This is a genomic window from Paraburkholderia caledonica, assembly GCF_000383275.1.
GTDB classification, from domain to species: Bacteria; Pseudomonadota; Gammaproteobacteria; order Burkholderiales; family Burkholderiaceae; genus Paraburkholderia; species Paraburkholderia caledonica.
The window spans coordinates 447,604-472,453 of the sequence record NZ_KB911038.1; the positions used below are offsets into that span (position 1 = coordinate 447,604).

The window sequence follows — 24,850 nt, forward strand, 5'->3', positions numbered from 1 at the left end:
GCTCGTCGACAGGACATTTTGAACAATGAAGCAAACTGAACCAAAGCGGCTTTACCAATCTGTGGCCACGCAGATCCTTTCTCTCATTCGAAAGGACGAACTGGCGCCCGGCGCACGTCTTCCGCCCGAGCGCGAGCTTGCCAATACGCTGGGTGTCTCACGCCCTTCATTGCGCGAAGCATTGATTGCGCTCGAAATCGGCGGCCAGATCGAGATACGGATGGGGTCGGGCGTGTACGTGCGCGCTCCGGACGTGGGCGGTGACAACGCGGTGCCGGCTCTGGGCGAAAGTCCGTCCGAATTAATGCAGGCCAGAGCGGCAATAGAAGGGACAGTGATCGTACTGGCCGCCGGCAAACTTTCGGCGGCCACGCTCGACAGGCTGCGGCGCACGGTCGAGCGAATGAAACGCCTCGCATCTGCCGGAAAGTCGCCAGTCGATGCGGACCGGCAATTTCATATGCTGATCGCTGAGACGGCGGGCAATTCAGTGCTGAGCCGCTTCGTTGCCGAAATGTTCGATAGCCGCCACGACCCGATCGCTGCGGCGATTCGTGACCATTCGGAAAGCACCGAAACGTGGTCGGTCGCGGTAAGGGAGCACGAGGAAATTCTGAAAGCGCTGCAGTCGGGCGATCCGATCGCGGCGCAGACGGCGATGCGGACGCATCTCAAAGCGTCGGAGGAACGCTGGATAGCAGGCGCATTGCGGCAGGAAGACGTTTGAGTCTCCAGCCGGCGCATCTTCGCCCTAAGCGTCTTTCCGTGAACTAGCCGGCGGTCACGTTCAGTGGTGAGCCGCCGGTCGTTCAGCAGATAACGTGCAGTGCGTCAGGCGATCGTGTCGGCCACTGCACCATCCAACGCGCAACGGCGCGCCGGTGGTGAATGTTCTAGGCGTCGATCTGCCGGCGCAAATTCTCGCCGGCCAACGGCATGTCGCGCAGCCGCTTGCCGGTCGCATCGAATAACGCATTGGCGATCGCGCCCGCGGTCGGACCCATCGATGCTTCTGCCGCGCCGAGAAACGGCGCGCCCGGCCGGTCGATTAAATGCACGTTGACGCTGTGCGGCGCCGCCGAGTACCGCAGAATAGGGTAGCTGCTCCAGTCGAAACTGCGAATTCGCGATGTATCGAACTGCAGCTCCTCGTAAAGTGTCCAGCTCGCCGATTGAATGACGCCGCCTTCGATCTGGTTGCGTATGCCGTCAGGATTCACGATCTGGCCGGAGTCCACTGCCACTTCCGCATGTTCGAGCCTGACCTGGCCGGTCTCGGGCACGACCGACACCTCGACGGCGATCGCGACATACGCCATCAGATTTTTATACTTCCCGAACGCAAAACCCACGCCGTGATTACGCTTGCGCGGCGGTCTGGGCCAGCCGAATCGACGCGCGGCTAGCTCGATCACGTCACGGGCGCGCGGATCTTGCATATGCTTGAGCCGGAACGCCACCGGATCGGCGCCAGCGGCCGCGGCGAGTTCGTCCATGGTGGCTTCGATCGAGAAGACATTCATGTGCGCGCCCAGCGAACGCATGGCCGACGTGTGCAGCGGCATGGTCGGCGAGAAGTTGTTCATCACATGCATGTTGGGGAATGCGTAGAGCGGAATCGCATTGCGGTCGCCGCCGCCTTCGGGTTGCACCATCGGCACCGACGGCGCCGGCGCGAACGGCTTTTCCAGCATCTGCGCGGGAATGAGCCGGCCCGCGTTGACGATACGTTCATTGTGGGAACTGCTCCACAGCGAATAATTCCAGTCGACGATAGTGCCGCCCGCATCGAGCGACGCGCTGACCTCCGTGACCATTGCAGGCGTGAAGTGATCCCACGTGTGTTCCTGCTCGCGCATCCACTGTACGCGCACGGGTGCGCCGTCCATCTCGCGTGCGATCAACGCCGCGTGCGCGGCCACGTCGTCGGCGCCGTTATGGCCGTAGCAGCCGGACCCCTCGACATGGATGCAGCGAATCTTTTCCTTTGGCATCGACAGCATTTCGGCGAGCCCGTCGCGCAGCGGATACACGCCTTGCGAATGCGTCCAGACTGTCATCGCGCCGTCTTTATAGAGCGCCACCGCGCACGACGGTCCAATTGAGCCGTGCATCATGTAGCGCTTGCTGTACTTCGCGCTCAATGTTTTGGCCGGCGTTCCGGCCGGCGTATGAACGTTGGCGATCTCGATGTGTTCGGTTGAAATCTGCTTCAGGTCACGGTGCACCGTAGACGGATCGGGCAAGCTGCGCCCGGCAGTCCATCTGGAACCCGCCGACAGCGCTCGCTGTGCTTGCACGGCCTGCCATTCACCTTTCGCAACCACGGCGAGCATGCTGCCGTTGCGAACCACCTTGACCACTCCCGGCATCTTCAGAATCTCGGGCGCGTTGGTCTCCAGCAGTTTCGCCTCATAGACGGGCGGCATGACGACGCGTGCGTGCAGCATGCCGGGCATCGTCATGTCCTGGACATAGCTTGGGAGGCCGGTGACCTTCGCGGGAATATCCAGCCGCTGCAGCGAGGTGCCGATCACGTCGAACTTCGCCGGGTCCTTCAGCGGTGAAGTCGGCGTAGCCACCCGATGCAGATCCACAAGACGGACCGCTTCGCCGTACGTTATGGCGCGTCCGTCCGGCGCTTTGATCACTGCGTTGCGGGCGATCAGTTCGCCGCTCTGCACGCCGAAGTGCGTCGCTGCCGCGTCGAGCAGCAGACCGCGCACCTGGGCTGCGGCGTTCAACAGTGCGCTGCCGCTATCGGCAATCGTGTGGCTACCGGCGGTGAGGCCTTCGTCCGGCGACGCGCCGGTATCGGCTGTCAGAAACGTGATCAGCGAAGGTGCCATGTCCAGTTCTTCCGCCGCGACCTGCAACAGCGCGGTGCGCACGCCGGTGCCGAGCTCGACCTTCCCTGTATGTACGGTCACCTTGCCCGCCGCGTCGATCCTGATCCAGGCGTCGAGATACGGGTTGGTCTTCAGGCTGCCTGCGAGCGCTTGCGTTGCCTTGCCGATATGTACGGCGGCACCTTCGTCGGCGATCACTTCCTGCGCCATTGCCTTGACGCCCGGCAACATGCTGAAGCTCACCATCAGCGCGCCGGACATCATGAAGCGGCGGCGCGTTTCATCGATCTTTTCGTCGTTGCCGCTCATTGCGCGCCTCCGCGGCTTGCCGTGTGTAACGGTTCGTTCGTGAGCGTGCCGCCGGCGGGCAGATGCGCAACCTCGCGGATCGCGGCGAGAATTCGCAGATGCGTGCCGCAACGGCAAAGGTTGGGCTCCATGTGCTCGAGCATTTCGCGCTCGGTCGGCCGCGGGTTGCGATCGAGCAGAGCCTGCGCGCGCATGATCATGCCGGCGATGCAGTAGCCGCACTGCGCCGCCTGATGATCGATGAACGACTTCTGCAACGCTCCGGGGTGCTCGACGGTGCCGAGGCTCTCGATGGTGCGAACCGGCCGCGCACCGATCGACGAGACCGGAATCAGGCACGAAAACACGGCCTGATCGCCCACGATAACCGTGCAGGCTCCGCATTGTCCGAGCCCGCAGCCGAACTTTGCGCCATGCAGATGCAGGTCGTTACGCAGCGCATACAGCAACGGGGTGGACGGATCGATATCGAGCGAGTGCTGCACGCCATTGACGGTTAGGGTGATCATCGCGCGTCGTTCTCCTGTCTGACTTTAGCTACCGACTCTTCGACGTCGTCCCACGGGCCGCGCTGCGAGTAGGTCGCGCGAATGTACGACGCCAGGTCGGCGACCTGCCTGTTGTTGTAAATCTGTGCGAAGGCGGGCATGTAGTTGAGCGCATCTTCGCCATGCCAGTCGATGCCGCCAAGGATCATCTGGATCGCGTTGCGCGGCGTCGAGGCATTGACGGCTGTGCTGAGCGCGAGACTCGGGCGCTCTCCGATGGATTGCATCGGCGCTTGCGGACCATGGCATTGCGCGCACGACGCAGCGAACAGCACGGCGCCCCTTTGCGCTTCGGCTGGAAGCGACGTGGTGACCACCGGCCTTGCATCGGCGGGCCGCGGCTTCTGGATCGACAGGATGTAGGTGGCGATGGCCTGCTCATCCTGCTCCGGCACGGTGGCCAGATCGCGCGTGACGGGCAGCATCGGCCCGGCTGCGGCGCCATGCTCGCTGGCCCGGCCGGTGCGCAGGTAGGTCACCAGTTGCGCCTGCGTCCAGGGCTTGGGCGCAGCACCGAGAGCATTGAGCGCGGGGGCTTCCCATCCGTCCACGATGCCACCGTCGAACGCGTGGCCCGACTTTTCTCCGCCGATCGCATTGAGCGGGGAGTGGCACGACGCGCAGTGACCCAGGCCGTCGACGAGGAGCTTGCCGCGGTTCCACTGCGCATCTTTGGTTGCGTCCGCCGCTTCGGGGCCGGGGCGCAGGAACAAGATGTTCCAGAAAGCGAGCAGAGGCCTGAAGTTCAGCGGAAAGATCAGCTCGTTGGCGGGCGCGTTTGCCTTCACCGGCTCGCGCGTCATCAGATACGCGTAGGCGGCCGAAATGTCTCCGTCCGACATGCGGGTAAAGTGAATATAAGGAAACGCGGGGTAGAGCAGGTGCCCGTCACGGGCGACGCCGTGTCGCATCGCACGCGTGAACGCTTCAAGAGACCAGTTGCCGATACCCGTGTCGACGTCGGGCGTAATGTTCGTCGAGTAGATCGTGCCGAAGGGCGTCGCGAGTGGCAGCCCGCCTGCGAACGGCTGGCCGCCCCTGCCGGTGTGGCAGACGATGCAATCGCCTAGCGCCACCACGCGCGCGCCGGCGAGCTTCGTCTGCGCGTCGAACGATGCAACTGGCGGCGCACCGACGGGCGCGATGGCCGGCTTCCACATCAAGGCCGCGGCGATAGCCAGCACGGCCACGACGGCCCCGCCGGTTCCCCACAGCAATCTGGGTCCTGGAGTCATTCACACGCCCTTTTCAAATGGATTGATTGCAAAACTTCGGATGCCTTAGCGTATACGTTGGCGCATACGCTGATAGATGCGCTGTCAGGCTTCAGCAGCACCGGGTCGCAAACCGTGGCCGGCGCTGCTGCCGAACGGATAGTCGATATAGCCGCTCTCGCCGCCGCCATACCAGCCGGCCGATTTCGGCGCCGCGAGCGGTGTTGCCGTAGCAATCCGCGCGACGAGATCCGGGTTCGCAATGTAGGCGCGGCCGAACGCGACGAGATCGGCGTCGCCAGCGCGGATCAACGCGTCGGCCCGGTCGATGTCAATGCCGCCGTTGACCATCAGCGTGCCGTCGAAAACCTTGCGAGTGCGTTCGATAATGCGCGGCAAGTCGGGTGCGCCGCTCCAGCCGTTCGTATCAGCCGCATGCACATACGCGACGCCGAATTCGTCGAGCATCGCGCCGACGTAGTCGTAGGTGCCGTCGGGGTTGGTGTCGCGAACGTTGTTGTAATGCGCGTACGGCGAGATGCGCACGCCGACCTTGTTCAGCGGAACCGCCGTGCCGATTTCCGTCAGTACATCGCGCAGGAAATTTGCCCGCTTTGCAATCGATCCGCCGTAGCGGTCGTCGCGGGTGTTCGTTGTGGACGAGAGGAACTGGTGCGGCAAATAACCATTTGCCGCATGCACTTCCACACCGTCGAATCCTGCGGCGATCGCGTTGATCGCGCCTTGCCTGAACGCATCGATCGCTGATCTGACTTCCTGCAGCGACATCGCGCGCGACGGCGTTGCATGAATGCGCGTGTAGTGGCCGTTCTGCAATTGCGCCCACACCTGCAAGCGTTCGAGGTCGTCATTCACGCCGGAGGGCGACAGCGGCACGTCGCCTTCAGGCAGCGTGAATGAACTGACGCGCCCGCCGTGCCAGAGCTGCATGAAGATTCGACCGCCGGCGGCATGCACGCGGCTCGTGACCATGCGCCAGCCGTCGATCTGCTCAGCGGTCATGATGCCCGGCGTGAGTTCGAATGCAGCCGACGCGGGACTTACGTTCGTCGCTTCGGTAATGATCAGTCCGGCCGACGCGCGCTGTGCGTAGTATTGCGCCATCATTTCGTTTGGCAGCCCACGCACGGGTGCGCGCGAACGCGTCATGGGCGCCATGACCACGCGATTAGGCAGGCTCAGGCCATTCAGGTCGTAGCTGTTCAGCAGGGACGATTGGGAAGACATGTTCTATTCCTTTTGCACGATCGGGTGTTGCTCAGACGCGGCACTGCACGCAGTAGCGTATTCGCAGTGCCGCGCTTATTCCTGAAATCGCGCTGAATTTTTGTTAAGCCGGTCGGCATGTGCGCTCGGCCCGGCCGCAACTCGCATCTCTGCAAGATCGGCTTATGCGTTGCGTGCGGCGTGCGGCCGTCCGATGACGAGGTAATGAATCAATGCGACGACCGGGAAGGCCGTGGCCACTGCCGCGACCAGCGGCCAGCCGCCGTGCTGATACAGCGGGCTTGCGAGTGCGGAACCGGAAGCGCCGCCGACGAAGATGCTCGTCATATACAGCGCGTTCAGGCGGTTCCTGCTCGCTGCGTGTAACGCGTAGATCTCGCGTTGACCCAGCACCATGTTCATCTGCACGGCAAAGTCCAGAATGATTCCCGTCGCGACGAGGCCGAACACGCCCCACGCCGGATGGATCAAGGCCGGTGTATAGGCAAGCGCGCCGACCACGAGTGCGATCAACGTGGCGCGGACCGTGTGCCCGGCGTCGGCAAGGCGTCCTGCAACCGGTGCGGACGTCGCGCCGATTGCGCCGACTAGCGCGAAGATGCCGATCGCCGTTTGCGACAGCCCGAAGTGCCGCGTCAACTCGACGGGAATGGCGGTCCAGAACAGGCTGAACGAAGCAAACATCAGCCCTTGGTACAACGAACGGTGACGCAGAACGGGCATGGTGCGCAGCAGATGCGCAAGCGAGCCGATCAACTCGAAGTAGGTGGCCTTATGTTCCGGCTGGCGGCGCGGAATGGTCAGTGCAAGCACGCCCGTCACCAGTGCCATGAGGACGGCGGCGGAGCCGAACACCGCGCGCCAGCCAAAATGACCGGCGATCACGCTGGAGATCGGACGCGACAGCAGGATGCCGAGCAGCAAGCCGCTCATGATCGTGCCGACTACCTTGCCGCGCGATTCGTCGGGCGCAAGATGGGCGGCAAGCGGAATGAGGATCTGCACGGCTACGGAACTGAAGCCGACCAGCAGCGAGATACCGAGGAACCAGCCCGGCTGATGCGCGAACGCCGCAGCACCCAGACTCGCGATGGACACGAGCGCGGTCGTAATTATCAGCTTGCGGTTCTCGAGCAGATCCCCGAGCGGCACGAGAAAGAACAGGCCGAGCGCATAGCCGATCTGGGTCAACGACACGATCAGACTCGCCGTATTGGAGGACATGTGAATGTCCGGGGCGATCAGCTCGGTGATCGGCTGAGCGTAATAGAGGTTGGCGACGATCGCGCCGCAGCAGAATGCGAACAGCGCGATCAGCGATTGCGTTAGTTTGACGGTACTCGTGCCGGGAGTGGCAACAGATGCCTCGGTTGACATGACAGCTCCTTGAACTGGGGTAACGAAATAGGGAAAGGGAAAATCAGCGCGAGATGTTCATCAGCCGGTTGCCGAGCGATATGCCCAGCTCGGTCATGCGCCTGCCGCGCTCTAATTGCTGGGTCTCCCAACGCTTGAGCGCCGAATCGATCGAGTCGCCGCTTTGCTGTGCCGAGCGCAGCGCGAGCGCCAGCGCGTGTGCATTGGAAGCGGCCTTTGCCGTGCTGCCTGCAGTATGCGGACGCGGCACCGAAGCGGCGTCGCCGAGCAGCAGGGCGCGGTCGAAGACCATCTGCGGAGCGCGCAGATCGACGATGGGCTGCATGAACGGCTCGTCGGTCGCATCGACCAGCGCGCGAAATGTCGAGCCCATCATGAGCCTCGCGTCGTCCCGCAACTGGGCGATGTCCGCACGCTTCGTCGAGCCAGGTGGCAACGAGAACGACCGCGCCACGCCGTCACGGTCCATGAGCAGCGCGTCTAGTTGCGCGCGGCTGTATTTGCGGTACCAGACCCAGTTCCAGCGACGCTCTCCGGCCACCGTCGAATCATCGTCGCCGGGTATCAGGTACGACAGCGCCGAATGGCCGTCGCCATGCTGGAACGAAAAGCGCTCACGCAGCATGTCGGCCGCGTGAACCGGCAGATCGCGTTCCTGGACGAGTCCACGCCAGGCGACATAACCTGCGTACGCGGGCACCACTTCAGGCAGCAGGCGGCCTCTCACCGTCGAGCGGATACCGTCGGCGCCGATCAGCAGATCCGCCTCTTCATGCCGGCCGCTTTCAAAGAGCGCGATGGTTTGCTCGCCCTGCACGCGATAGTTGACGAAGGCTTCTCCAGCATGCAGATGTTCAGCCGGCAGTGCGTTCTTCATTGCGCGATACAGCAGACTCCACGACGTCTGCATCTGCGGCATGTGCAGCTTCTCGACAATGTCGTCATGCCGGTCGAGATAAATGCGCTCGCCCGAAGCGACGCCGGGCGGATCGGGCAATTCGACGCCGGCAAAGTGGAGCGCCTGCAGTACGTCGGGCTGCAGCACGACGCCGCCGCCGCGGCTCTCGAGTTCATTCGGCGACGTCTCGAACACGTCCACGTGCCAACCCACCGCGCGCAACGTTGCGGCCGTCAGCAGGCCGCCGAGCGAACCGCCAATGATCACGGCGCGAAGTCCGGAAGCGGAACTCATGCTGCGCTCCTCAGTGCCGCGGATCGCAGCGCATGCGCGAAGACGACAGCTGGCTGTGCGCCGCTCACAGTTTCGCCCTCGATCACGGTGGTCGGCACTGCCTGTATGCCGAGTTTGTCGGCCCGCGCGCGCGCAGCGTCGATCTTCTCTTCGCCTGCGTTCGACAGCAGATACGCGCGCACCGCCTGTTCGTCGAAGGTATGCGCGGCGGCAATTGCAGCAAGCGTGTCGAGCGAGCCGATGTCGCGTCCTTCGAAAAAATAGGCGCGGTAGATGGCTTCGTAGAGCGCCGCTGTCGTGTTCGGTTGGTCGCGGTCCTGGGCGAACTGCATCAGACGATGCGCGAGACGCGTGTTCGGTGTCAGCAACACCCGGCTGTAGTCGAAGTGCGCGCCGGCTGTCAGTCCAGCGGCCGCGACCTGCGCGTCCATTGCCTGCGAATGCGCCCAGCTACCGAACTTCCTGCTGCGATAGGCGCGCCGGTCCATTCCTGCCACCGGCATCGACGGATTCAATTCGAACGGCACATAGCGGATCGAAACCGCGTGAGCCAGGCCCGAATCCGCGAGCGCGGCGGCAAAGTTGCGTTGACCGATCCAGCACCACGGGCAAATGAAGTCGTAATTGACCTCGATATCGACGGTTTGCATGTTGCACCTCTCACGATGTGTAGGAATGCAGCATAGGCGTTGCGCAATGGTGGCGGAATGGGCCTAAAATGCAATCTCGCGTTGCGCTGGGCGCAATGAAACGTCGATTGGCTCAAATATGGACAAACTCCTCGCTCTCACCACATTGCTCGAAGTCGCCGATGCGGGCGGCTTTTCGAAGGCCGCACAGCGTCTTGGAGTGGCGACCTCGTCGGTCACGCGCCTCATGGATTCGCTCGAAGCCTCGTTAGGCACTGCTTTACTGACTCGCACGCCGCGCAAGGTGAGCCTGACTGACGCCGGCATTGCTTATGTGGAACAGGTGGGCAAGGTGCTCGACGATCTGGCCGAGGCGGACGAGAGCGTGTTCGACAGCGGCGCCTCGCCGGTGGGGGCGCTGCGCATATCGGTGCCGTCCACCTACAGCCGGTTGCGGCTTGCCCCGCACCTCGCGGCGTTCCTGTGCGCCAATCCTCGCGTGTTTCTCGACGTCGTCGTTGCGGATCACTTCTCCGACCTCGCGCTCGACCGGATCGACGTCGCGGTTCGCATCGGTCTGCCCGATCGCGACGCCAACCTGATCGTGCGCAAACTGACGGACAACCCGCGTTATGTCGTAGCGAGCCACGACTACCTGGCCCGTTGCGGCACCCCGCCAACTCCAGACGCGCTCGCCTCGCACGAGTGCCTTCGGATTGCATACGGCGGCGGCTATCGTTCGCGGCAGGTGTGGGCCTTCCGGCGCGAGTCGGTTGAAGGGCGCGTCGAAGAGCGTGTCGAGGTGCGAGGGCATCTGCTATCCAACAGCCTCGATATCCTTCACGAAGCGGTTCTTGCAGGACGGGGCGTGGCCTTGCTGCCGGAATGGCTCGTCGGCGACGAGATTCGTGCGGGACGTTTGATGCGACTCTTCGAAAACTTCGATGCAAGCCCTCATCAGGGCGACGCAATCGTGTATGCGGCGTACCTGCCGAATCGACGTCATTCGAGCAAGGTGCGCGCGCTCGTGCAGTTTCTCGAAGCCCGGCTTCAGATGGCGCTGGAAGGTTGAGCGCCGACGCAGCAATCAACGGTACTTTTCCGGCGTTCCTATACGAAGATTCAGTGCGTTTTCTACAGGCTGCATCACAACCGCATCGGTAGAATGGGCCTCTATTTAACCGGCACGCACGCCGGTTTCTGAATCCTTTATCTCGAACCATCCACATGCATCCACTACCTGAATCGCGCTCCATGGGGCATTCGTTGCGCTGGGCCGCAGTAGTGGTTCTGATCGGAATAGCCGGCGGCGTGGCCGGGCTGGGTCTCGCCGCGCTGTTGCATACGGTTCAGCATGTCGCCTACGGCTACAGCGTCGAAACGATCTTCAGCAAGGAGAGCTTTCAACAGGGCGTGACGGCTGCGAGCCGCTCACGGCGAGTGGAAATGCTCGCGCTCTGCGGGCTGGTCGCGGGTGTCGGCTGGTGGGCGGTCTATCGCTGGTGCAAACCGTTGGTGAGCATCGCGCGAGCGGTGAGGAGCGACGATCCGCGCATGCCCGTTTTTGCGACTGTCTGTCACGCATTGCTGCAGATTGTCACCGTCGCGCTGGGCTCGCCGTTGGGGCGGGAAGTCGCGCCTCGCGAAATCGGCGCGATGCTGGCGGGCAGATTGACGTCGTTCGCCGGACTCACGGTGGCCGAATCCAGAATCATGGTCGCGTGTGGCGCCGGCGCGGGCCTGGCCGCCGTCTACAACGTGCCGGTCGCGGGTGCGGTTTATGTGCTGGAAGGCTTGCTTTTCACTATCGGCTGGCGAGCCGTTGTGCCGGCTGTCGTCACTTCAGCGATCGCGGGGCTCATTGCGCGAGCCGGTCTCGGCGACTTTCCTCAATACGACGTGCCGCATTATGCGTGCACCGCTTCGTTGATCGTGTGGTCGGCGCTGGCGGGACCGCTTATTGGCCTCGCGGCCTGGCAGTTCACGAAGCTCACCGACCATGCTCGCGCCCGCGCGCCGCGCGATAGCAGACTGGTGCTGCTGTGCGCGGTCAACTTTCTCTGCATCGGGTTGCTCGCCATCAAGTTCCCGCTGTTGCTGGGTAACGGCAAGGGACCGGCGCAGGTAGGGTTCGACGGCTCGCTCACGCTGCAGTTCGCCGCTGTTCTGCTCGTGCTTCGCGTGCTGATAACGTGGACGAGTCTGCGCGCCGGCGCGGCAGGCGGACTGCTGACGCCCGGCTTGTGCAACGGCGCATTGTTCGCCATCGTGCTGGGCAGTGTCTGGTCGGCGTGGTGGCCTGGTGCGCCATTGGGCGCGTTCGCTGTGATCGGCGCGGCGGCGTTTCTCGCGACGTCGATGCGCGTTCCGTTGACGGCAATCGCATTGATCTTCGAGTTCACCCGGCCGTCGCCCGAGTTCATGATTCCAGTATTGATCGCAGTTGCCGGATCGGTCGCCATGTCGAGCTACGTTCGCCAGTTCTTTGACCCGGCGCGCCGCCCGGACTTGTCCGCGAAAGCAGAGCGCGCGAACGTGTAGGCCGCTTCCTGTTGAAGTCTGGATTCCGCCTCGCCTTCGATACGTCCGCTTCGATACCTCCGCTTCGATACGTCCGCTTCGATACTTCAGGCGCAGGTTGTCGGCATCACGCCGACTTACTGCAACGCGGCGTATTCTTGCCCGCTAACGGTCTGTACCGGCCGCCCTGACTGCAAGCGTGCAACCTGCACATCCAGTTTCTGTCGCAACGAGGTGGTGAGAAATTCAACGAACGTTTTGACCTTCGCATCGACGTACTGGCGCGACGGATAAATAGCGAACACATTCACGTTTTCCAGTGGGTAATCGGGGAAGAGCTGAACGAGCTTGCCTTCCTTGATGTCGTCCGCGACCGAATAGGTCGGCACAGCGCCTACGCCCGCGCCTTCGAGCAATGCGATCCGAAGCGCCTGCATATTGTTGACGATGAAATGCCCGGCCAGCTCCGTGCCGACTGCATTGCCGGCCGTGTCCGCTGACCACTCCGGCGGCGCGTCGAATGAGGAGCTGACTTGCATGAGCGTGTGATTCGCGAGGTCTTTCTCTGCGGCGATGGGATGCCGCGCGAGATATTCGGGCGCGGCCACGAGAATGCGTTCGCACTGGCCGATCAGCTTGCTGATATTGCGAGAGTCCGGCAACGTCGACGCCGATACGATCGACACGTCGAAATCGTCTTCGATCAGATTGGCCATGCGCGGCAGCAGTTTCAGGTCCACGGAGACAGCCGGGAATGCCTCGCGATATTCGACGATCGTCGACGTCAGCTGTTTCAGCCCGATATCCGGAACGGCGTGAACGCGCAATCTGCCGCGTGGCAGGGTGTGCGCATTGCTCGCTTCCGCCTCGGCCGCGTCGAGATCCGCCAGAATCTTCTTGCAACGGTGGTAGTAGCGTTCGCCGCATTCCGTCAGCGACACGCTGCGTGTCGTTCTTTGCAGGAGCCGCGTGTGCAGATGTTCTTCGAGCGATACCACCGCGCGCGAAATGTTGCCGGCGCTGCAGTCCATGTGTTTTGCCACTGCGCTGAAGTTGCCGGTCTCCGCGACTCGCGAGAACACGCGCATGCTGAAGATTCTGTCCATAACCGCTTCGCCTCCCGATCAGATTGAGCCGGGCATTCAATGTCGCCCGTTGAGAGAACAATACGTTTGGCAGGAGGCGCGCACCATCACCTCAAACGGGTGCCAGGATCATCAATGCATTCAGCCATCTAATCCGGAGGTATAGGTGGGGCCTCGTGCCGCCGGGCGGCAGACACAATTCTGTCCGGGTAATTAAGTAGTTTTTAGATGCGTTTCAGGACATCTGGCCGTAACTCACATAATGTTGGACAGGTCTGAAAGCATTTGCCTCCGCATGCGGGGGCGCATTCGCGTCGGTCCGGACACGCGTTCGAGTTCGGCGCCCAGTCGATCTTCATCTTGCGAGAAAGGAGTCAAACATGGCTAGCAACACGATCGCCTCATATCTTGCGGGCAGTCTCGCCGCGGCAGGCGTCGAGCGGATTTGGGGCGTGACCGGCGACAGTCTGAATGGGCTGGCCTACAGCCTCGACCAGATTGGCTCGATCCGCTGGATGCACACACGTCACGAGGAAGCGGCCGCCTTCGCGGCCGGCGCGGACGCGGCTTCGACCGGGCGTCTCGCCGTATGCGCGGGCAGTTGCGGGCCGGGCAATCTGCACCTGATCAACGGTTTGTTCGATTGCCATCGCAATCATCAGCCGGTGCTCGCCATTGCGGCGCACATTCCGTCGACGGAAATCGGCACAGGCTACTTTCAGGAGACGCATCCGCAGGAATTGTTCAAGGAATGCAGCCATTACGTCGAGCTGGTCTCGTCCGCGTCCCAGTTTCCGCGTGTGCTGGCGCGTGCAATGCGTACCGCTATCGAAGAGCGCGGCGTGGCCATCATCGTCCTGCCCGGCGATGTCGCGCTGAGCGAAGGGCCGGCGGAAACACCTGCGTGGGTCGACAGTGCACCGGCGCGCATCCTCCCGGCCGAGGCGGATCTGGACCGGCTAGCGCAAATGCTCAATGATTCCGACGCGGTGACGATCATGTGCGGAAGCGGCGTGCAAGGTGCGCACGACGAAGTCGTCGCACTCGCCGACACGCTCGGCGCCCCGGTGGTCCACGCGCTGCGCGGCAAGCAGTTCATCGAATACGACAATCCGTACGATGTCGGCATGACGGGGCTGATCGGCTTCAGTTCGGGCTATCACGCGATGATGTCGTGCGACACGCTATTGTTGCTGGGCTGCGACTTTCCCTATCGTCCGTTCTATCCGGCTGACGCGAACGTCATCCAGATCGACTGGAAGGGCTCGCAACTCGGACACCGGGCGCCGCTTGCACTCGGACTCGTTGGTACCGTGAAGGAAACCGTAGCCGCCACGCTACCCAGGCTGCAACGCAAAGCGGACCGTGGCTTCCTGGAAAACGCCCGCAAGCACTATGCGTCGGCACGCAAGGGTCTCGACGATCTGGCGACGCCTTCCGGCGCTGGTCGCCCGATCCATCCACAGTACCTGGCGAAGATGATCGACGAGACCGCGAGCGACGACGCCATCTTCACAGCCGACGTCGGCACGCCCACCGTCTGGTCCGCCCGCTACCTGACCATGAACGGCAAGCGCCAGCTGCACGGCTCGTTCAACCACGGGTCCATGGCGAACGCCATGCCGCAGGCGCTGGGCGCGCAAGGCGCGAACCCTGGGCGGCAGGTGGTCTCGCTCTCGGGCGACGGCGGTTTGTCGATGATGCTGGGCGATCTGCTCACCGCCCGCCAGCTCGATCTGCCGATCAAGGTCGTGGTGTTCAACAATAGCCTGCTTGGATTCGTCTCGATGGAACTCAAGGCGAGCGGTTATCTCGACACGAACGTCGATCTGAGCAAGACCGATTTCGCTGCGATCGCGAAGGGCGCCGGCATTTTCAGCATTCGCGTCGAGGAATCGGAGGACGTAGCGGGCGCGTTGCGGCAGGCGTTTGCGCATCCTGGGCCGGCGTTGGTCGACGTCGTCGTATCTAAACACGAACTCGCCATGCCGCCAACAATCGAGCTCGCGCAGGCAAAGGGCTTCAGTCTGTACATGATGCGCGCGATCCTGAACGGCCGGGGCGACGAGATCGTCGAGCTGGCACGGACCAATCTGCGCTAGCCGTACCCGTGACAGGCGTCACATGAAAGCGGCCGCTACCGGCCGCTTTCTCTTGAACGTCGCATAGACAAAAAGAGTGCATTTGCGCAAATCGCGGCGGTCCGTCTATCGCAAGCTAGACGCGTGAGATGGCCCGCGTACATCTCGACCGGATTTCTGCGGATATCAAGCTTGCGATGGGCATGACCTGCACCGTGACGCTGCAGCCACGAAGCGTGGATTGATCGCGAGAAGGGGCGCCCGCAGGGGCGGTTGAGCGACTATGCAGCCGACGCCGTGCGAATTCGAAAACAGGCCGGCCGAAATGACGCCAAACTCCGGGACAGCGCAATGCATTCGAGCCGTCACGCGGCTGCGAGCGTGCGAATGGGTAGGCAGCGAGCGGGCATTTTCAACCGGTTGGTCTTTTGGAGAAACAATATGAAGCTCAAGTGGGCACTGGTATTCGTGGCGGCATCGACCTTCGGTGCTATGTGTCAATCCGCGAGCGCACAGGTGGCGGGCGCGCAACCCATCGGCATCAGCGTCGAGCAGGCTCAATTGATCATTGAAGGCTGGAGCGCCAAGAAGAGTTTGCTGGGCAAGAGCATCTACAACGACAACGGCGAGAAAGTGGGCGCGCTGCACGACATCATCATCGCGCCTGATAACGCCGCGTCGTTCGCAATCGTCGCGGCACATCAGTTCCTTGGCGTGTCGGTGCACGATGTCGCGATTCCCATGTCGCAACTGGACTACGTGAACGGTAAGCTGGTGTGGGCGGGCGCGACCCGCGACGCCGTCAAGGCGATGCCTGTCTTCCAGTACACAAAGGTCCGTACTGTGCCGATCGCGCGCAAGGACTTCGGCCACCATTGAGGCGTCCTCCCGCCTTGGCATGATGCCCGCAAACCGCCGTGGAATATGGCTTCCACGGCGGTTTGCGGTTCTACGACGGCAACTCGTCGTGCAACGTTTAAGGAAAAATAAGTAGCACCTTTGACGCGGGCTCGCGCATGATGCCATCAGATTTGAAAGGTATTGGTTCCGGTAGATCTGAGTGTCATGTGCCCGGACAGCCGCGCCGGCTGACCGGTGACGGACAGGCTGCCGGTATTCGTTCACGAACGCCCGTTCCAAAAAGTCCTATGTCCATGGTTGTCAGCCTCGTCACGCCTGGTTTTCGCCTGGTAGCGCGTTGATCCGCCGCCATGAAAACTTACCCAAGCGTTCTACTCGCCGCGAACCGCGACACCAGCATCCCCATGGCGCTCGCCGCGCTCATAGCGCTGGTCGTGTTCCTGATCGACGCGCTCACGCCGCTCGATATCGCCATCGCCGTCCTTTACGTGGTGGTGGTGCTGCTCGTCGCGTCGACCAACAATCGCGCGGTCACTGTCGCGACCACCTGGGGCTGCGTGGCGCTCACGCTGCTCGGATTCGTGATGTCGCATGAAGGCGGCTATCTGAACGGTGCGGCCGCGCGCTGCCTCGTGAGCCTGGTCGCGATCGGCACCACGTCGGTCCTCAGTCTGAGGAACCAGGCCGCCGCAACGACGCTGCAGGAGCAGATCCAGCTGCTCAACCTCGCTCATGACGCGATCGTCGTTCACGACATGAACGACCGCATCACGTTCTGGAACCACGGCGCGGAAGCCTTGTATGGCTGGACTGCGCAACAGGCGCTCGGCCAGTCGATTCATCAACTGACACAGACCTCTTTTCCGGTTTCGCCCGAAGACATCAAGGACGAACTGCTGCGTACGAATCGCTGGCATGGCGAGCTTCAGCGCGTTCGACGCGACGGCCGCGTGGTCGCCGTTTCGACCCGCGCGGCGCTCTGGCGCGACGCGACCGGCACACCTCGTGCAGTGCTCGCCACGAACAACGACATAACCCGCCGCAAGGAAATGGAGGCTCGGGTTCAGCGTCAGCAGGAAGAGCTGCGCGCCACCATCGACGCGATTCCCGGCATGGTCTGGAGTTCATCCGGCGACGGCACGCTCACGTTCATCAACCGGCGCTGGACCGACATGGGCGTGACGCTGGAAGAGGGCGGGAGCGGCGCGGACGTCTGGTCGGCGATCGTGCATCCGGCCGATTTGCCGCAGATGCAGCGCGCCTGGCGCTCGGCAATCGCAACCGGAGCGTCGTTCGAGAACGTGTCCCGGATCCGCACCGGCACCGGCGCCTATCGGTGGATGCACCTCGGTGCGGAGCCGCTGCGCGACGAAGCCGGTGCGATCTTGCGCTGGTATGGCGTCAATACCGACATCGAGGACCGCAAGCAGGCCGAGCAGGCACTGGAGCGCAGCGAGGCATTCCTCGCCGACACCCAGCGTTTGAGTCGCACAGGCAGTATTGCCACGCATTTTCCCGACGCGTCGATGTGGTGGTCGGACGAGTCCTACCGGATCTTCGAATACAGCCGGGAGGTCGTCCCGTCCTTCGACGCGATCCTCGCACGGACTCATCCCGCCGACGTCGCGACAGTTCGTGGCGCTTTTGAACAGGCGAAAGTCGGCGCGGCACTAGTCGATGTCAAGTACCGCCTTGCAATGCCCGACGGCTCCGTCAAATATGTGCACTACGTTGCCCATTTGACCAGGCCGCAATCCGGCGGCACGGAATATGTCGGTGCACTGATGGATATCACCGAAACCACGCTCGCTCAGGAAGCACTCGCGCGCTCGAGCGCCGAACTTGCCCACGTGACCCGGATCACCATGCTCGGCGAACTCGCGGCGTCGATTGCACACGAAGTCACGCAGCCGATTGCGGCCGTCGTGGCATGCGGCGGCGCAGCGTTGCGGTGGCTGAACAGACCGACGCCCGAACTGGACGAAGCCACGCGATCCGTCACGCAGATTGTCCGGGACGCAAAACGTGCCGGTGAAATCATCCAGCGAATCCGGGCAATGGCCAAAAAGCGCGACAGTGTTCCTGCACCGGTCGCTCTGAACGCCATCGTCACGGAATCCGCGGAATTGATGCGGCGCGAGTTCGAGTGGCATGCAGTCGAAGTGCAATGGGACCTGGACGAGCCGTCACCGGAAGCGTGTTGCGACCGCGTGGAATTGCAGCAGGTGTTGATCAACCTGCTAATGAACAGCGTGCAGGCAATGGCCGACGTGAGCGGCCCGCGAAAGCTTCGTATCGCCACAGGTATGTTCGACCCCGGCCATGCGCTCGTGAGCGTGCAGGATTCGGGTACAGGCATCAGCGAGGACAATGCGGACCGCATGTTCAGCACGTTCTTTACGACGAAGTCCGAAGGCATGGGCATGGGACTGTCGATTTGCCGCTCGATAGTCGAGGCTCACGGCGGCCGTATCTGGGCGGAGTCGCCGGCGACAGGCGGCGCGCTGCTGCAGTTCATCCTGCCGATCGACGATGGGAGATGTCATGAGCAGTAGCAATACGAGCCGGGATCAGCCCGACGGTGCCGCCGCAACGATGGTCTACGTCGTGGACGACGACGAGTCGATGCGCGGCGCTGTCAGCATGTTGCTGCGTTCGGTGGGGCTAGCTGTGCAAACCTTCGCCAGCGCGCAGGAATTCCTTGCCTTCGAGATGCCCGACGTGCCCAGTTGCCTGATTCTCGATGTTCGCCTCAAAGGCCAAAGCGGACTCGCGGTCCAGGAGCAGATCGCGGCGAGCAAACTGGGCTTGCCGATCGTTTTCATGACGGCGCACGGCGACATTGCAATGACCGTGAAAGCCATGAAGGCTGGCGCAATGGATTTCCTGGCGAAGCCGTTTCGCGACCAGGACATGCTCGATGCGGTCACGCACGCGCTCGCGCGCGATCAGGAGCGGCGCGAAGCCAACCGGGTCGTCGACGATCTGCGCCGTTCTTATGAATCGCTGACCGCGCGAGAGCGCGAAGTGATGGCGTTCGTCGCGGCCGGGCTGATGAACAAGCAAATAGCGGGCGAGATGAACCTGAGCGAGATCACTGTGAAGATCCATCGCGGGCAAGCCATGCGCAAAATGGGTGCACGTTCGCTTGCGGAGTTCGTCTTGAAGGCCGAAGCACTCGGCGTAAAAGCGCCGCAAAGTACCGCTAGTCCGGCGGCGCGCGGCTCGCGTAACTGAACAGGCAGCGCTTTCGACTTTATTCGTCACGGAGCACTGATTCGCCCCGAAGACGATCCGCGTTATACGCGCGTATAGGTCATATATCCGCTTCGCTTTAGAAAAAAGCGCGGCAATGCTTTCTTTCCTGACACGCCAGAACCCCGGTGCACGCGACGCACGGCCCAGGGCCGCGCCCGCACGCCCGTTGCGCAATTAAACCTGCAGATGAGTCGACCGAACCATTGGTCATCTGACTCAACCTTATGTAGGGCTAGTGGGCGTATTTGCGGTGCGTTACCTTGTCGTCACTGCAGCATTCATTCCAATTCGCACTATCACATCACTTATTCTGGATGACCGATCATGACCAGTTCGATGTCTTTGTCCGCCGTGGATGTCATCCATAAAAGAAGGGTGAGTTCGATCGGCAGCGAGCGTCAATGGCGCTGTCCCGGCGATGAATGCGACGACAACGTGCCGCAGAAAAACGCTATTGTCGTATCGCGGTGGATACGTAACGACAGCGAGCGGATCGAGGTAGTCAATCACGGCAATACCGCGCATCATTGTATTGCGATGAATCTGAAATGCACGTCGCTGACTTTCTCTCACGCGGGGCAAATCTTGGTTCGCGGACGCGTCACTGCTGGGGCCATTCAGATTACCGCTCCCGACGTGCCATGCGGCGCGGTGTTCGACTCTGCCGCCGACGTGCTGCATCTATTCGTCTCCCAGCAGGTTCTGAGCGAGTGTTTCGAGGACACGTTCGGCCGTCCGCACAAAGGCGAACTACGCATCGACGATCCGAAGCTGGTGCGCGATCCCGCTCTTGAACGCCTCGCGCAGGCGCTAGCCGTATCGCAGTCGGACGACGCAACGCTCGGCAAGCTTTTTACCGACAGCGTCAGTCTCGCGATTGTTTCCCGTGTCATTGCGCGTCACTTCACTGTGGTGGAACGCAAATCGCGGGAAGCAAGCGCACTGCCGCCGTGGCGGCTGAGTCGCGCGATCGAATACGTCGACGCCCATTTGTCGGAGCCCATTGGACTCGCCGACATTGCCAACAGCACGGGTCTCACCCGCATGCATTTCGCCTCGCAATTCCGCCGTGCGACCGGCATGCGACCTCACGAATATTTGTTGCGCCGGCGGATCGAGCACGCACAGCAGCTTCTTCTCAACTCGCGCCACAACGTTCTCGACGTGGCGCTCAGCTGTGGTTTCCGCTCGCAAGCTCACTTTACGACCGTATTCAAACGGCTGGTTGGAGAGACCCCGTATTGCTGGAGGATGAAAAAGAATGTCGATCGCTAAGCAGATCCATGCGTTTCTGGAAGTCAGTGAAGCCTTCTTGCGGCAGTCAGGCACGCCCATGCATTTCTTCGCGATGCCTCACAACCAACAAGCTCTTGAGGCATTTGACGCTGACGGCAATGAGGTTGCGTGCAGCGGCGGAAATAGGGCGTACGCGCATAACGACATGAAGATTTTAAATGACGTGCTGGCGGGTTCGGGCGCTGCGATATCGAACGACGAACGGTGCCCGATGATCGGCTGATTCACCTGATAGAGGAGTGTCATCATGCTGGACAAAGCGAACTACACGGACCCGTGGCTGCGCACACTCGGCTTGCTGTCCGCGCTGTCGGGCGACACGGATTTGGACGACCACGAGTTCGTGGCGGCTCTTACGCACAACGCACAGTGGGATCGCCGCGCGTCGGTCCGGCGACACCATCGCGAGGTCCAGGTCCGCGTGATCGACCGGCCTTCGCCGTCCACCGCGACGCTGGCGTGGCGCGACTCGACACACTGCTCCTATGGCGACCAGGTCTGGCACATGAGCCATGCACGCGTTGCCGGCGTGTGTGCGATGAGCGGACGGCCGATCAAGCGCGGCGATGCAATTTACAAGCCGCGTCCGTGCCGGCCCGCGCCGCTCAATGCCGGCGCAATGATTCTGTGTACCGTCCTGAACACTGCCCTTGAGGCGTGATCGCATGCAACAAAGCCGGCGCGAAGCCGGCTCAGTTTCCTCGCATCGGCGAGGTATCAGGCGAAGCACGTTGCGCTAGTCGCCCGCATGTGATCCGGTCACGACCTTGCCCCGGAAAATGTAGTACTGGTAGAGGTTATAGCCAATCATCACCGGGAAAAGAAAGCCAATCCCGATCAGCATGAATACGAGCGTCGACGTGTCCGAGGCGCTTTCCACGATGCCGAGCTTTCCCGGCACGAAGTCGGGAAAGAGGCTGATTGCGAGGCCGGCGAATGACAGTACGAACAGCACGACAGCGCCGCGGAACGGTCCGCGCGAACTGCCCAGATACAGCGCGGCCACGATGAACGCGAAGGCAACGGCGGCGGCAAGCCCCAGCATGACGAGTACGTGGAACACGCCTGGTTGACTCCAGCGGACGTGCCCCACGTCGCTGACGAACCACGTAGCAACGGTCAGAATCACGGCGGCTGCCACAGTGACGAACGCGCTGAGCAATGCAAGCCGGCGCGACCATTGTTCGATCGTGCCGACCGTCTTGTTGACCAGATAGGTCGAGCCGAGCAACGAATAGCCGGCCACCACGCCGACTGCCGACACCACGACGAACACGTCGCTCAAACCGCCGGGCGTGAGACCCGTAATGACTTTGCCAAGCACGATGCCCTGCGCGATAGCGGCAACGAGGCTGCCGACTCCGAATACCTTGTCCCAGAGCGGACCGTGGCTCACGCTGTGCCTGAATTCAATTGCCGCGCCGCGCATGATCAGGCCCGCGATCAGCAGCATGATGGGCAAATAGAGATCTTGCAGAAGCAGCGCATAGGCCTCGGGAAAAGCGCCAAAAAGTGCGCCGCCCAGCACGACGAGCCAGGTCTCGTTGGCGTCCCACACAGAGCCGATTGTCTGCACCATCACATCGTGATCTTCGCGCCGCTTACGCAGCAGGCTGAGTATTCCAATGCCGAGGTCGAAGCCGTCGGCGATGACATAGAACACGAGCATGAGACCGATCACGCCGAACCATGTGATCGCGAGCATCGTGTGAGTCGTGCTGTCCATTGGAGGGCCTCGTAATGAAGTGGTTTAGTACTCGGTGACTGCCGTGTCGCGCTCCGCCAGCGTGGCGGACTGCGGATTCACGCTGAGGTCGGGGCCGGTTCGCAGCCAGTTGCGCGCCAGTACGAAGAAAGTCAGCAGCAGAACCACGTAGAAGGCGAAGAACATAACCATGCTCAACGTTACCGACGAAGCCGACACGGTGGAAACGGCATCTTTCGTGCGCAGCAGACCGTAGACGACCCAAGGCTGGCGTCCCACTTCGCGCACGATCCAGCCGGCCTCGACGGCCACGTAAGGCAGCGGGATACAGAGCACCCATGCAAGCAGCAGTTTGCGTCGCGCGAGCAACTGTTCGAGATTGCCGCGCGTCTTGCGCAGAACGTATGCGGTCCAGAATGCCAGCACCATGAAGAGGAAACCGATGCCGGCCATCACACGGAACGCGTAGTAAAGCAGCGGAAGCATCGGCGGCTGGTCGTCGGGCGCGAAGTCCTTGAGCCCCTTCACCTGGCCGTGCAGCGAATGGGTGCCGAGAATGCTCAACATGCCCGGAATTTCAATCGACCAGTCATTGCGCTGCGCCGCCTTGTTCGGCCACGCGAGCAGCGACCACGACGCGCCGGTGCCGGGCGCATTGGTGACCCAATGTCCTTCGATTGCCGCGCCCTTGGCCGGTTGAGTCTTGAACACGCTGCCGCCACTCGAATCGCCTAGCCAGATCTGGATTGGCGCTGCGAATACGAGCACGAGCAATGCGATCTTGAACGATTGCGCGAAGAATTCCGGATGGCGGCGCTTGAACAGATTCCATGCGGAAATGCCCGCGATCACGAACATGCCGGTTTCTATCGCCGCGACCCACATGTGGGTGACGCCCCAAACCATATCCGGATTGAAGATCGCGGCGGCATAGTCGGTGACGATGATCTTGCCGTTCTCGACCGTTACGCCCGCGGGTGTCTGCATCCACGAATTGGCAACCATGATCCAGAACGCCGAGATACTCGAACCGAGCGCGACCATCGAGGTAGCGAACAGATGCACGCCGCGCGGCACGCGTCCCCATCCGAGCACCATCACGCCGATGAAGCCCGCTTCGAGCATGAAGGCCATCGCGCCCTCGAAGCCGAGAATGTTGCCGAAGAACTGTCCGCTATAGCGCGAAAAGCCCGCCCAGTTCGTGCCGAACTGAAACTCCATCGGAATGCCGCTGACCACGCCGACCGCAAAGTTGAGCACCAGCAGCTTGCTCCAGAAGCGCGCCTGGCGGTAATACGAGAATTTGCCGGTGCGCAGCCACAGTGCCTCGATCAGGACCAGAAATGCGGATAGGCTGATGGTGAGAATCGGCCACAGGATGTGAAAGATAGCTGTCATCGCGAACTGCGCACGCGACAGATCGAGCACGTCACTCAGATGCATGATGAACCCTCGCAGTATCGAGAACGGCCGCATGGTGGGAAGAGTCGGCGCCAACGGCCGCGGCGCGCGAGATCTTCACCGGCACGGACTTGTAGGACGGCGTATGGCTTTGCGGGTCGAATGCGTACAGTGGAACGAGAGGGTTCGCCTCCGGATAAGCGAGTCGGGAAGGTGGTGTGCCGGATCTTCGTCGAGCAGCACAGGACCCTTGCCGACGCCGATCGACTGAGGCAACCCGACGCTCGTTGCTTCGTGGCACATGTTCGTCCCAGGCGCTCAGCTCCGAAACGCTATGCGCTGCGAAGAACGCCGGTGTGCAGCGATTGACGGTGGCTTCCCACGCCACTGCTTTCGCGCCGTTTTCACAGAACTCGAACGACGATGTGTGCTTGGGATCGGGCCACGCGCAGCCGGGGCAGTCGAAGCCTTCGGGCTGATTCATTCGCAGCAACGTCTTCGCGCCCGATATCGCGACGCCCTGTAATGCCAAAGCCTCGCCGGTTGCTTTGAGCGCACCCCAGCCGCCGGCGGGTTCGCTGTAGATACGGATCTGCTTCTTCTTTGCCATCACCAGTTCCCGCCATTTTGTAGAGGGCATGGGCGCAGCATGGCACGCCGCCTGACGCGGCAATTGTGCAAACGCCCGTCCGTTTCAGATTCGCACGCCAGTCTCCCGCTTGCCTGCGTCGCACGCGACTGGCAGGCGGCTCGAAGCGGCCAACGATCCCGATGTTGCAAAAGGGGAGTGCGCCTGCATCACCGACGCTCGCTGCGGTGTGTCCGATCCGGCGGCTTCGAGCGCAATGCGTTCGAGCGGCAGCCGGGTGTCGCGGTCCGTCTGTTCGAGCGCTTTGCGCAAGTCCGGTGCGCAGTGGCTAGTCGTGACACACCACGCCGAAATCAGAAGGCCCGCCGCAACGGCTGCAAGGCGATAGCCGGGACGAAATTGCATTGCTCTGCGCGCGGCCATGTCGTTTCTCCCCAAAAGGAAGCCGCAACAGGCCGTGTGGCCAGAGCAGCAAGTCGGATGATGGTGGCCAGTATGTCGACCGTCGCACATGCGGGCTTTCGTTCCTGCACGGCCAATTGTTTATTTGCACGTGGGCGGCCGATGCGTGGCGCCGGCTTTCTGTTTCGCGCGGCCACGACTCGCGTCGAGCATCCGCAAGCATGACGGTCTCATACGAAGGTGTGAGTAAGCGCGCGTAAACCATGACGAGCCACGTGAAAGAGCC

General features: G+C 62.2%; 21 protein-coding genes and 1 pseudogene. 10 read left to right on the forward strand and 12 right to left on the reverse strand.

Annotation, left to right across the window (positions count from 1 at the left end; genetic code table 11):
* The first annotated feature begins 25 nt into the window (after window positions 1-25).
* A complete protein-coding gene (locus H281_RS0117435; RefSeq protein ID WP_020068428.1) occupies window positions 26-727 on the forward strand; it encodes a FadR/GntR family transcriptional regulator in 702 nt (233 codons plus the stop codon).
* 166 nt (window positions 728-893) lie between these two features.
* Here H281_RS0117435 and H281_RS0117440 read toward each other — a convergent pair whose 3' ends face one another.
* From H281_RS0117440 to H281_RS0117470, 7 genes are all read right to left on the reverse strand, one after another.
* A complete protein-coding gene (locus H281_RS0117440; RefSeq protein WP_020068429.1) occupies window positions 894-3,158 on the reverse strand; it encodes a xanthine dehydrogenase family protein molybdopterin-binding subunit in 2,265 nt (754 codons plus the stop codon).
* Window positions 3,155-3,667, reverse strand: coding sequence for a (2Fe-2S)-binding protein (locus tag H281_RS0117445; RefSeq protein WP_020068430.1), 513 nt, complete (start codon window positions 3,665-3,667; stop codon window positions 3,155-3,157). Before H281_RS0117445 ends, H281_RS0117440 begins: the two co-directional genes overlap by 4 nt.
* On the reverse strand, window positions 3,664-4,941 hold the full coding sequence (locus tag H281_RS0117450; RefSeq protein WP_027804702.1) for a c-type cytochrome: 1,278 nt from the start codon (window positions 4,939-4,941) through the stop codon (window positions 3,664-3,666). Before H281_RS0117450 ends, H281_RS0117445 begins: the two co-directional genes overlap by 4 nt.
* Before the next feature lie 84 nt (window positions 4,942-5,025).
* A complete protein-coding gene (locus H281_RS0117455) occupies window positions 5,026-6,168 on the reverse strand; it encodes an alkene reductase (protein WP_020068432.1) in 1,143 nt (380 codons plus the stop codon).
* A gap of 162 nt (window positions 6,169-6,330) precedes the next feature.
* A complete protein-coding gene (locus H281_RS0117460) occupies window positions 6,331-7,545 on the reverse strand; it encodes an MFS transporter (protein WP_020068433.1) in 1,215 nt (404 codons plus the stop codon).
* 43 nt (window positions 7,546-7,588) lie between these two features.
* A complete protein-coding gene (locus tag H281_RS0117465) occupies window positions 7,589-8,737 on the reverse strand; it encodes an FAD binding domain-containing protein (RefSeq protein ID WP_020068434.1) in 1,149 nt (382 codons plus the stop codon).
* Window positions 8,734-9,387 (reverse strand): DsbA family oxidoreductase, encoded by a 654-nt coding sequence (locus H281_RS0117470; protein WP_020068435.1) that lies wholly within the window; start codon window positions 9,385-9,387, stop codon window positions 8,734-8,736. The genes H281_RS0117465 and H281_RS0117470 overlap by 4 nt, the downstream gene beginning before the upstream one ends.
* Before the next feature lie 118 nt (window positions 9,388-9,505).
* Between H281_RS0117470 and H281_RS0117475 the strand changes: the two genes are divergently transcribed.
* Both H281_RS0117475 and H281_RS34720 read left to right on the forward strand, forming a co-directional pair.
* On the forward strand, window positions 9,506-10,438 hold the full coding sequence (locus H281_RS0117475; protein WP_020068436.1) for a LysR family transcriptional regulator: 933 nt from the start codon (window positions 9,506-9,508) through the stop codon (window positions 10,436-10,438).
* Between the two features lie 155 nt (window positions 10,439-10,593).
* Entirely contained in the window at window positions 10,594-11,907 is a 1,314-nt protein-coding gene (locus H281_RS34720) for a chloride channel protein (RefSeq protein WP_123282683.1), read from the forward strand.
* Window positions 11,908-12,023: 116 nt separating this feature from the next.
* Here H281_RS34720 and H281_RS0117485 read toward each other — a convergent pair whose 3' ends face one another.
* Complete coding sequence (locus tag H281_RS0117485; protein WP_020068438.1) at window positions 12,024-12,992, reverse strand: LysR family transcriptional regulator; 969 nt, start codon at window positions 12,990-12,992, stop codon at window positions 12,024-12,026.
* A gap of 359 nt (window positions 12,993-13,351) precedes the next feature.
* Between H281_RS0117485 and poxB the strand changes: the two genes are divergently transcribed.
* The 7 genes from poxB to H281_RS0117520 all read left to right on the forward strand — a co-directional run bounded on the left by poxB (window position 13,352) and on the right by H281_RS0117520 (window position 21,128).
* Window positions 13,352-15,073 carry a ubiquinone-dependent pyruvate dehydrogenase gene (poxB, locus tag H281_RS0117490; protein ID WP_020068439.1) on the forward strand — a complete coding sequence of 574 codons (1,722 nt, stop codon included), beginning with the start codon at window positions 13,352-13,354 and terminating at the stop codon, window positions 15,071-15,073.
* A 420-nt stretch (window positions 15,074-15,493) separates the two neighbouring features.
* Window positions 15,494-15,931: a PRC-barrel domain-containing protein gene (locus H281_RS0117495; RefSeq protein WP_020068440.1), complete on the forward strand. Its 438-nt coding sequence runs from the start codon at window positions 15,494-15,496 to the stop codon at window positions 15,929-15,931.
* 332 nt (window positions 15,932-16,263) lie between these two features.
* Window positions 16,264-18,468: a PAS domain-containing sensor histidine kinase gene (locus H281_RS0117500; protein ID WP_123282684.1), complete on the forward strand. Its 2,205-nt coding sequence runs from the start codon at window positions 16,264-16,266 to the stop codon at window positions 18,466-18,468.
* The gene (locus tag H281_RS0117505; protein WP_020068442.1) at window positions 18,458-19,150 is read left to right on the forward strand and encodes a response regulator transcription factor; all 693 of its coding nucleotides are present in this window, start codon (window positions 18,458-18,460) and stop codon (window positions 19,148-19,150) included. The genes H281_RS0117500 and H281_RS0117505 overlap by 11 nt, the downstream gene beginning before the upstream one ends.
* 345 nt (window positions 19,151-19,495) lie before the next feature.
* Window positions 19,496-20,446, forward strand: coding sequence for a helix-turn-helix domain-containing protein (locus H281_RS0117510; RefSeq protein ID WP_027804703.1), 951 nt, complete (start codon window positions 19,496-19,498; stop codon window positions 20,444-20,446).
* Window positions 20,433-20,690, forward strand: coding sequence for a hypothetical protein (locus tag H281_RS0117515; protein WP_020068444.1), 258 nt, complete (start codon window positions 20,433-20,435; stop codon window positions 20,688-20,690). Before H281_RS0117510 ends, H281_RS0117515 begins: the two co-directional genes overlap by 14 nt.
* Window positions 20,691-20,714: 24 nt before the next feature.
* Entirely contained in the window at window positions 20,715-21,128 is a 414-nt protein-coding gene (locus tag H281_RS0117520; RefSeq protein WP_020068445.1) for a DUF3331 domain-containing protein, read from the forward strand.
* A 75-nt stretch (window positions 21,129-21,203) separates the two neighbouring features.
* On the opposite strand, the gene H281_RS0117525 is transcribed toward H281_RS0117520, so the two are convergent.
* From H281_RS0117525 to H281_RS0117540, 4 genes and pseudogenes are all read right to left on the reverse strand, one after another.
* Window positions 21,204-22,193 carry a cytochrome d ubiquinol oxidase subunit II gene (locus H281_RS0117525; RefSeq protein ID WP_020068446.1) on the reverse strand — a complete coding sequence of 330 codons (990 nt, stop codon included), beginning with the start codon at window positions 22,191-22,193 and terminating at the stop codon, window positions 21,204-21,206.
* Between the two features lie 24 nt (window positions 22,194-22,217).
* On the reverse strand, window positions 22,218-23,615 hold the full coding sequence (locus H281_RS0117530; RefSeq protein ID WP_020068447.1) for a cytochrome ubiquinol oxidase subunit I: 1,398 nt from the start codon (window positions 23,613-23,615) through the stop codon (window positions 22,218-22,220).
* Between the two features lie 186 nt (window positions 23,616-23,801).
* A pseudogene (locus tag H281_RS0117535) lies at window positions 23,802-24,183 on the reverse strand (hypothetical protein); the annotation flags it as partial.
* A gap of 84 nt (window positions 24,184-24,267) precedes the next feature.
* Window positions 24,268-24,567, reverse strand: coding sequence for a hypothetical protein (locus H281_RS0117540; protein ID WP_164701904.1), 300 nt, complete (start codon window positions 24,565-24,567; stop codon window positions 24,268-24,270).
* Window positions 24,568-24,850: the final 283 nt, after the last annotated feature.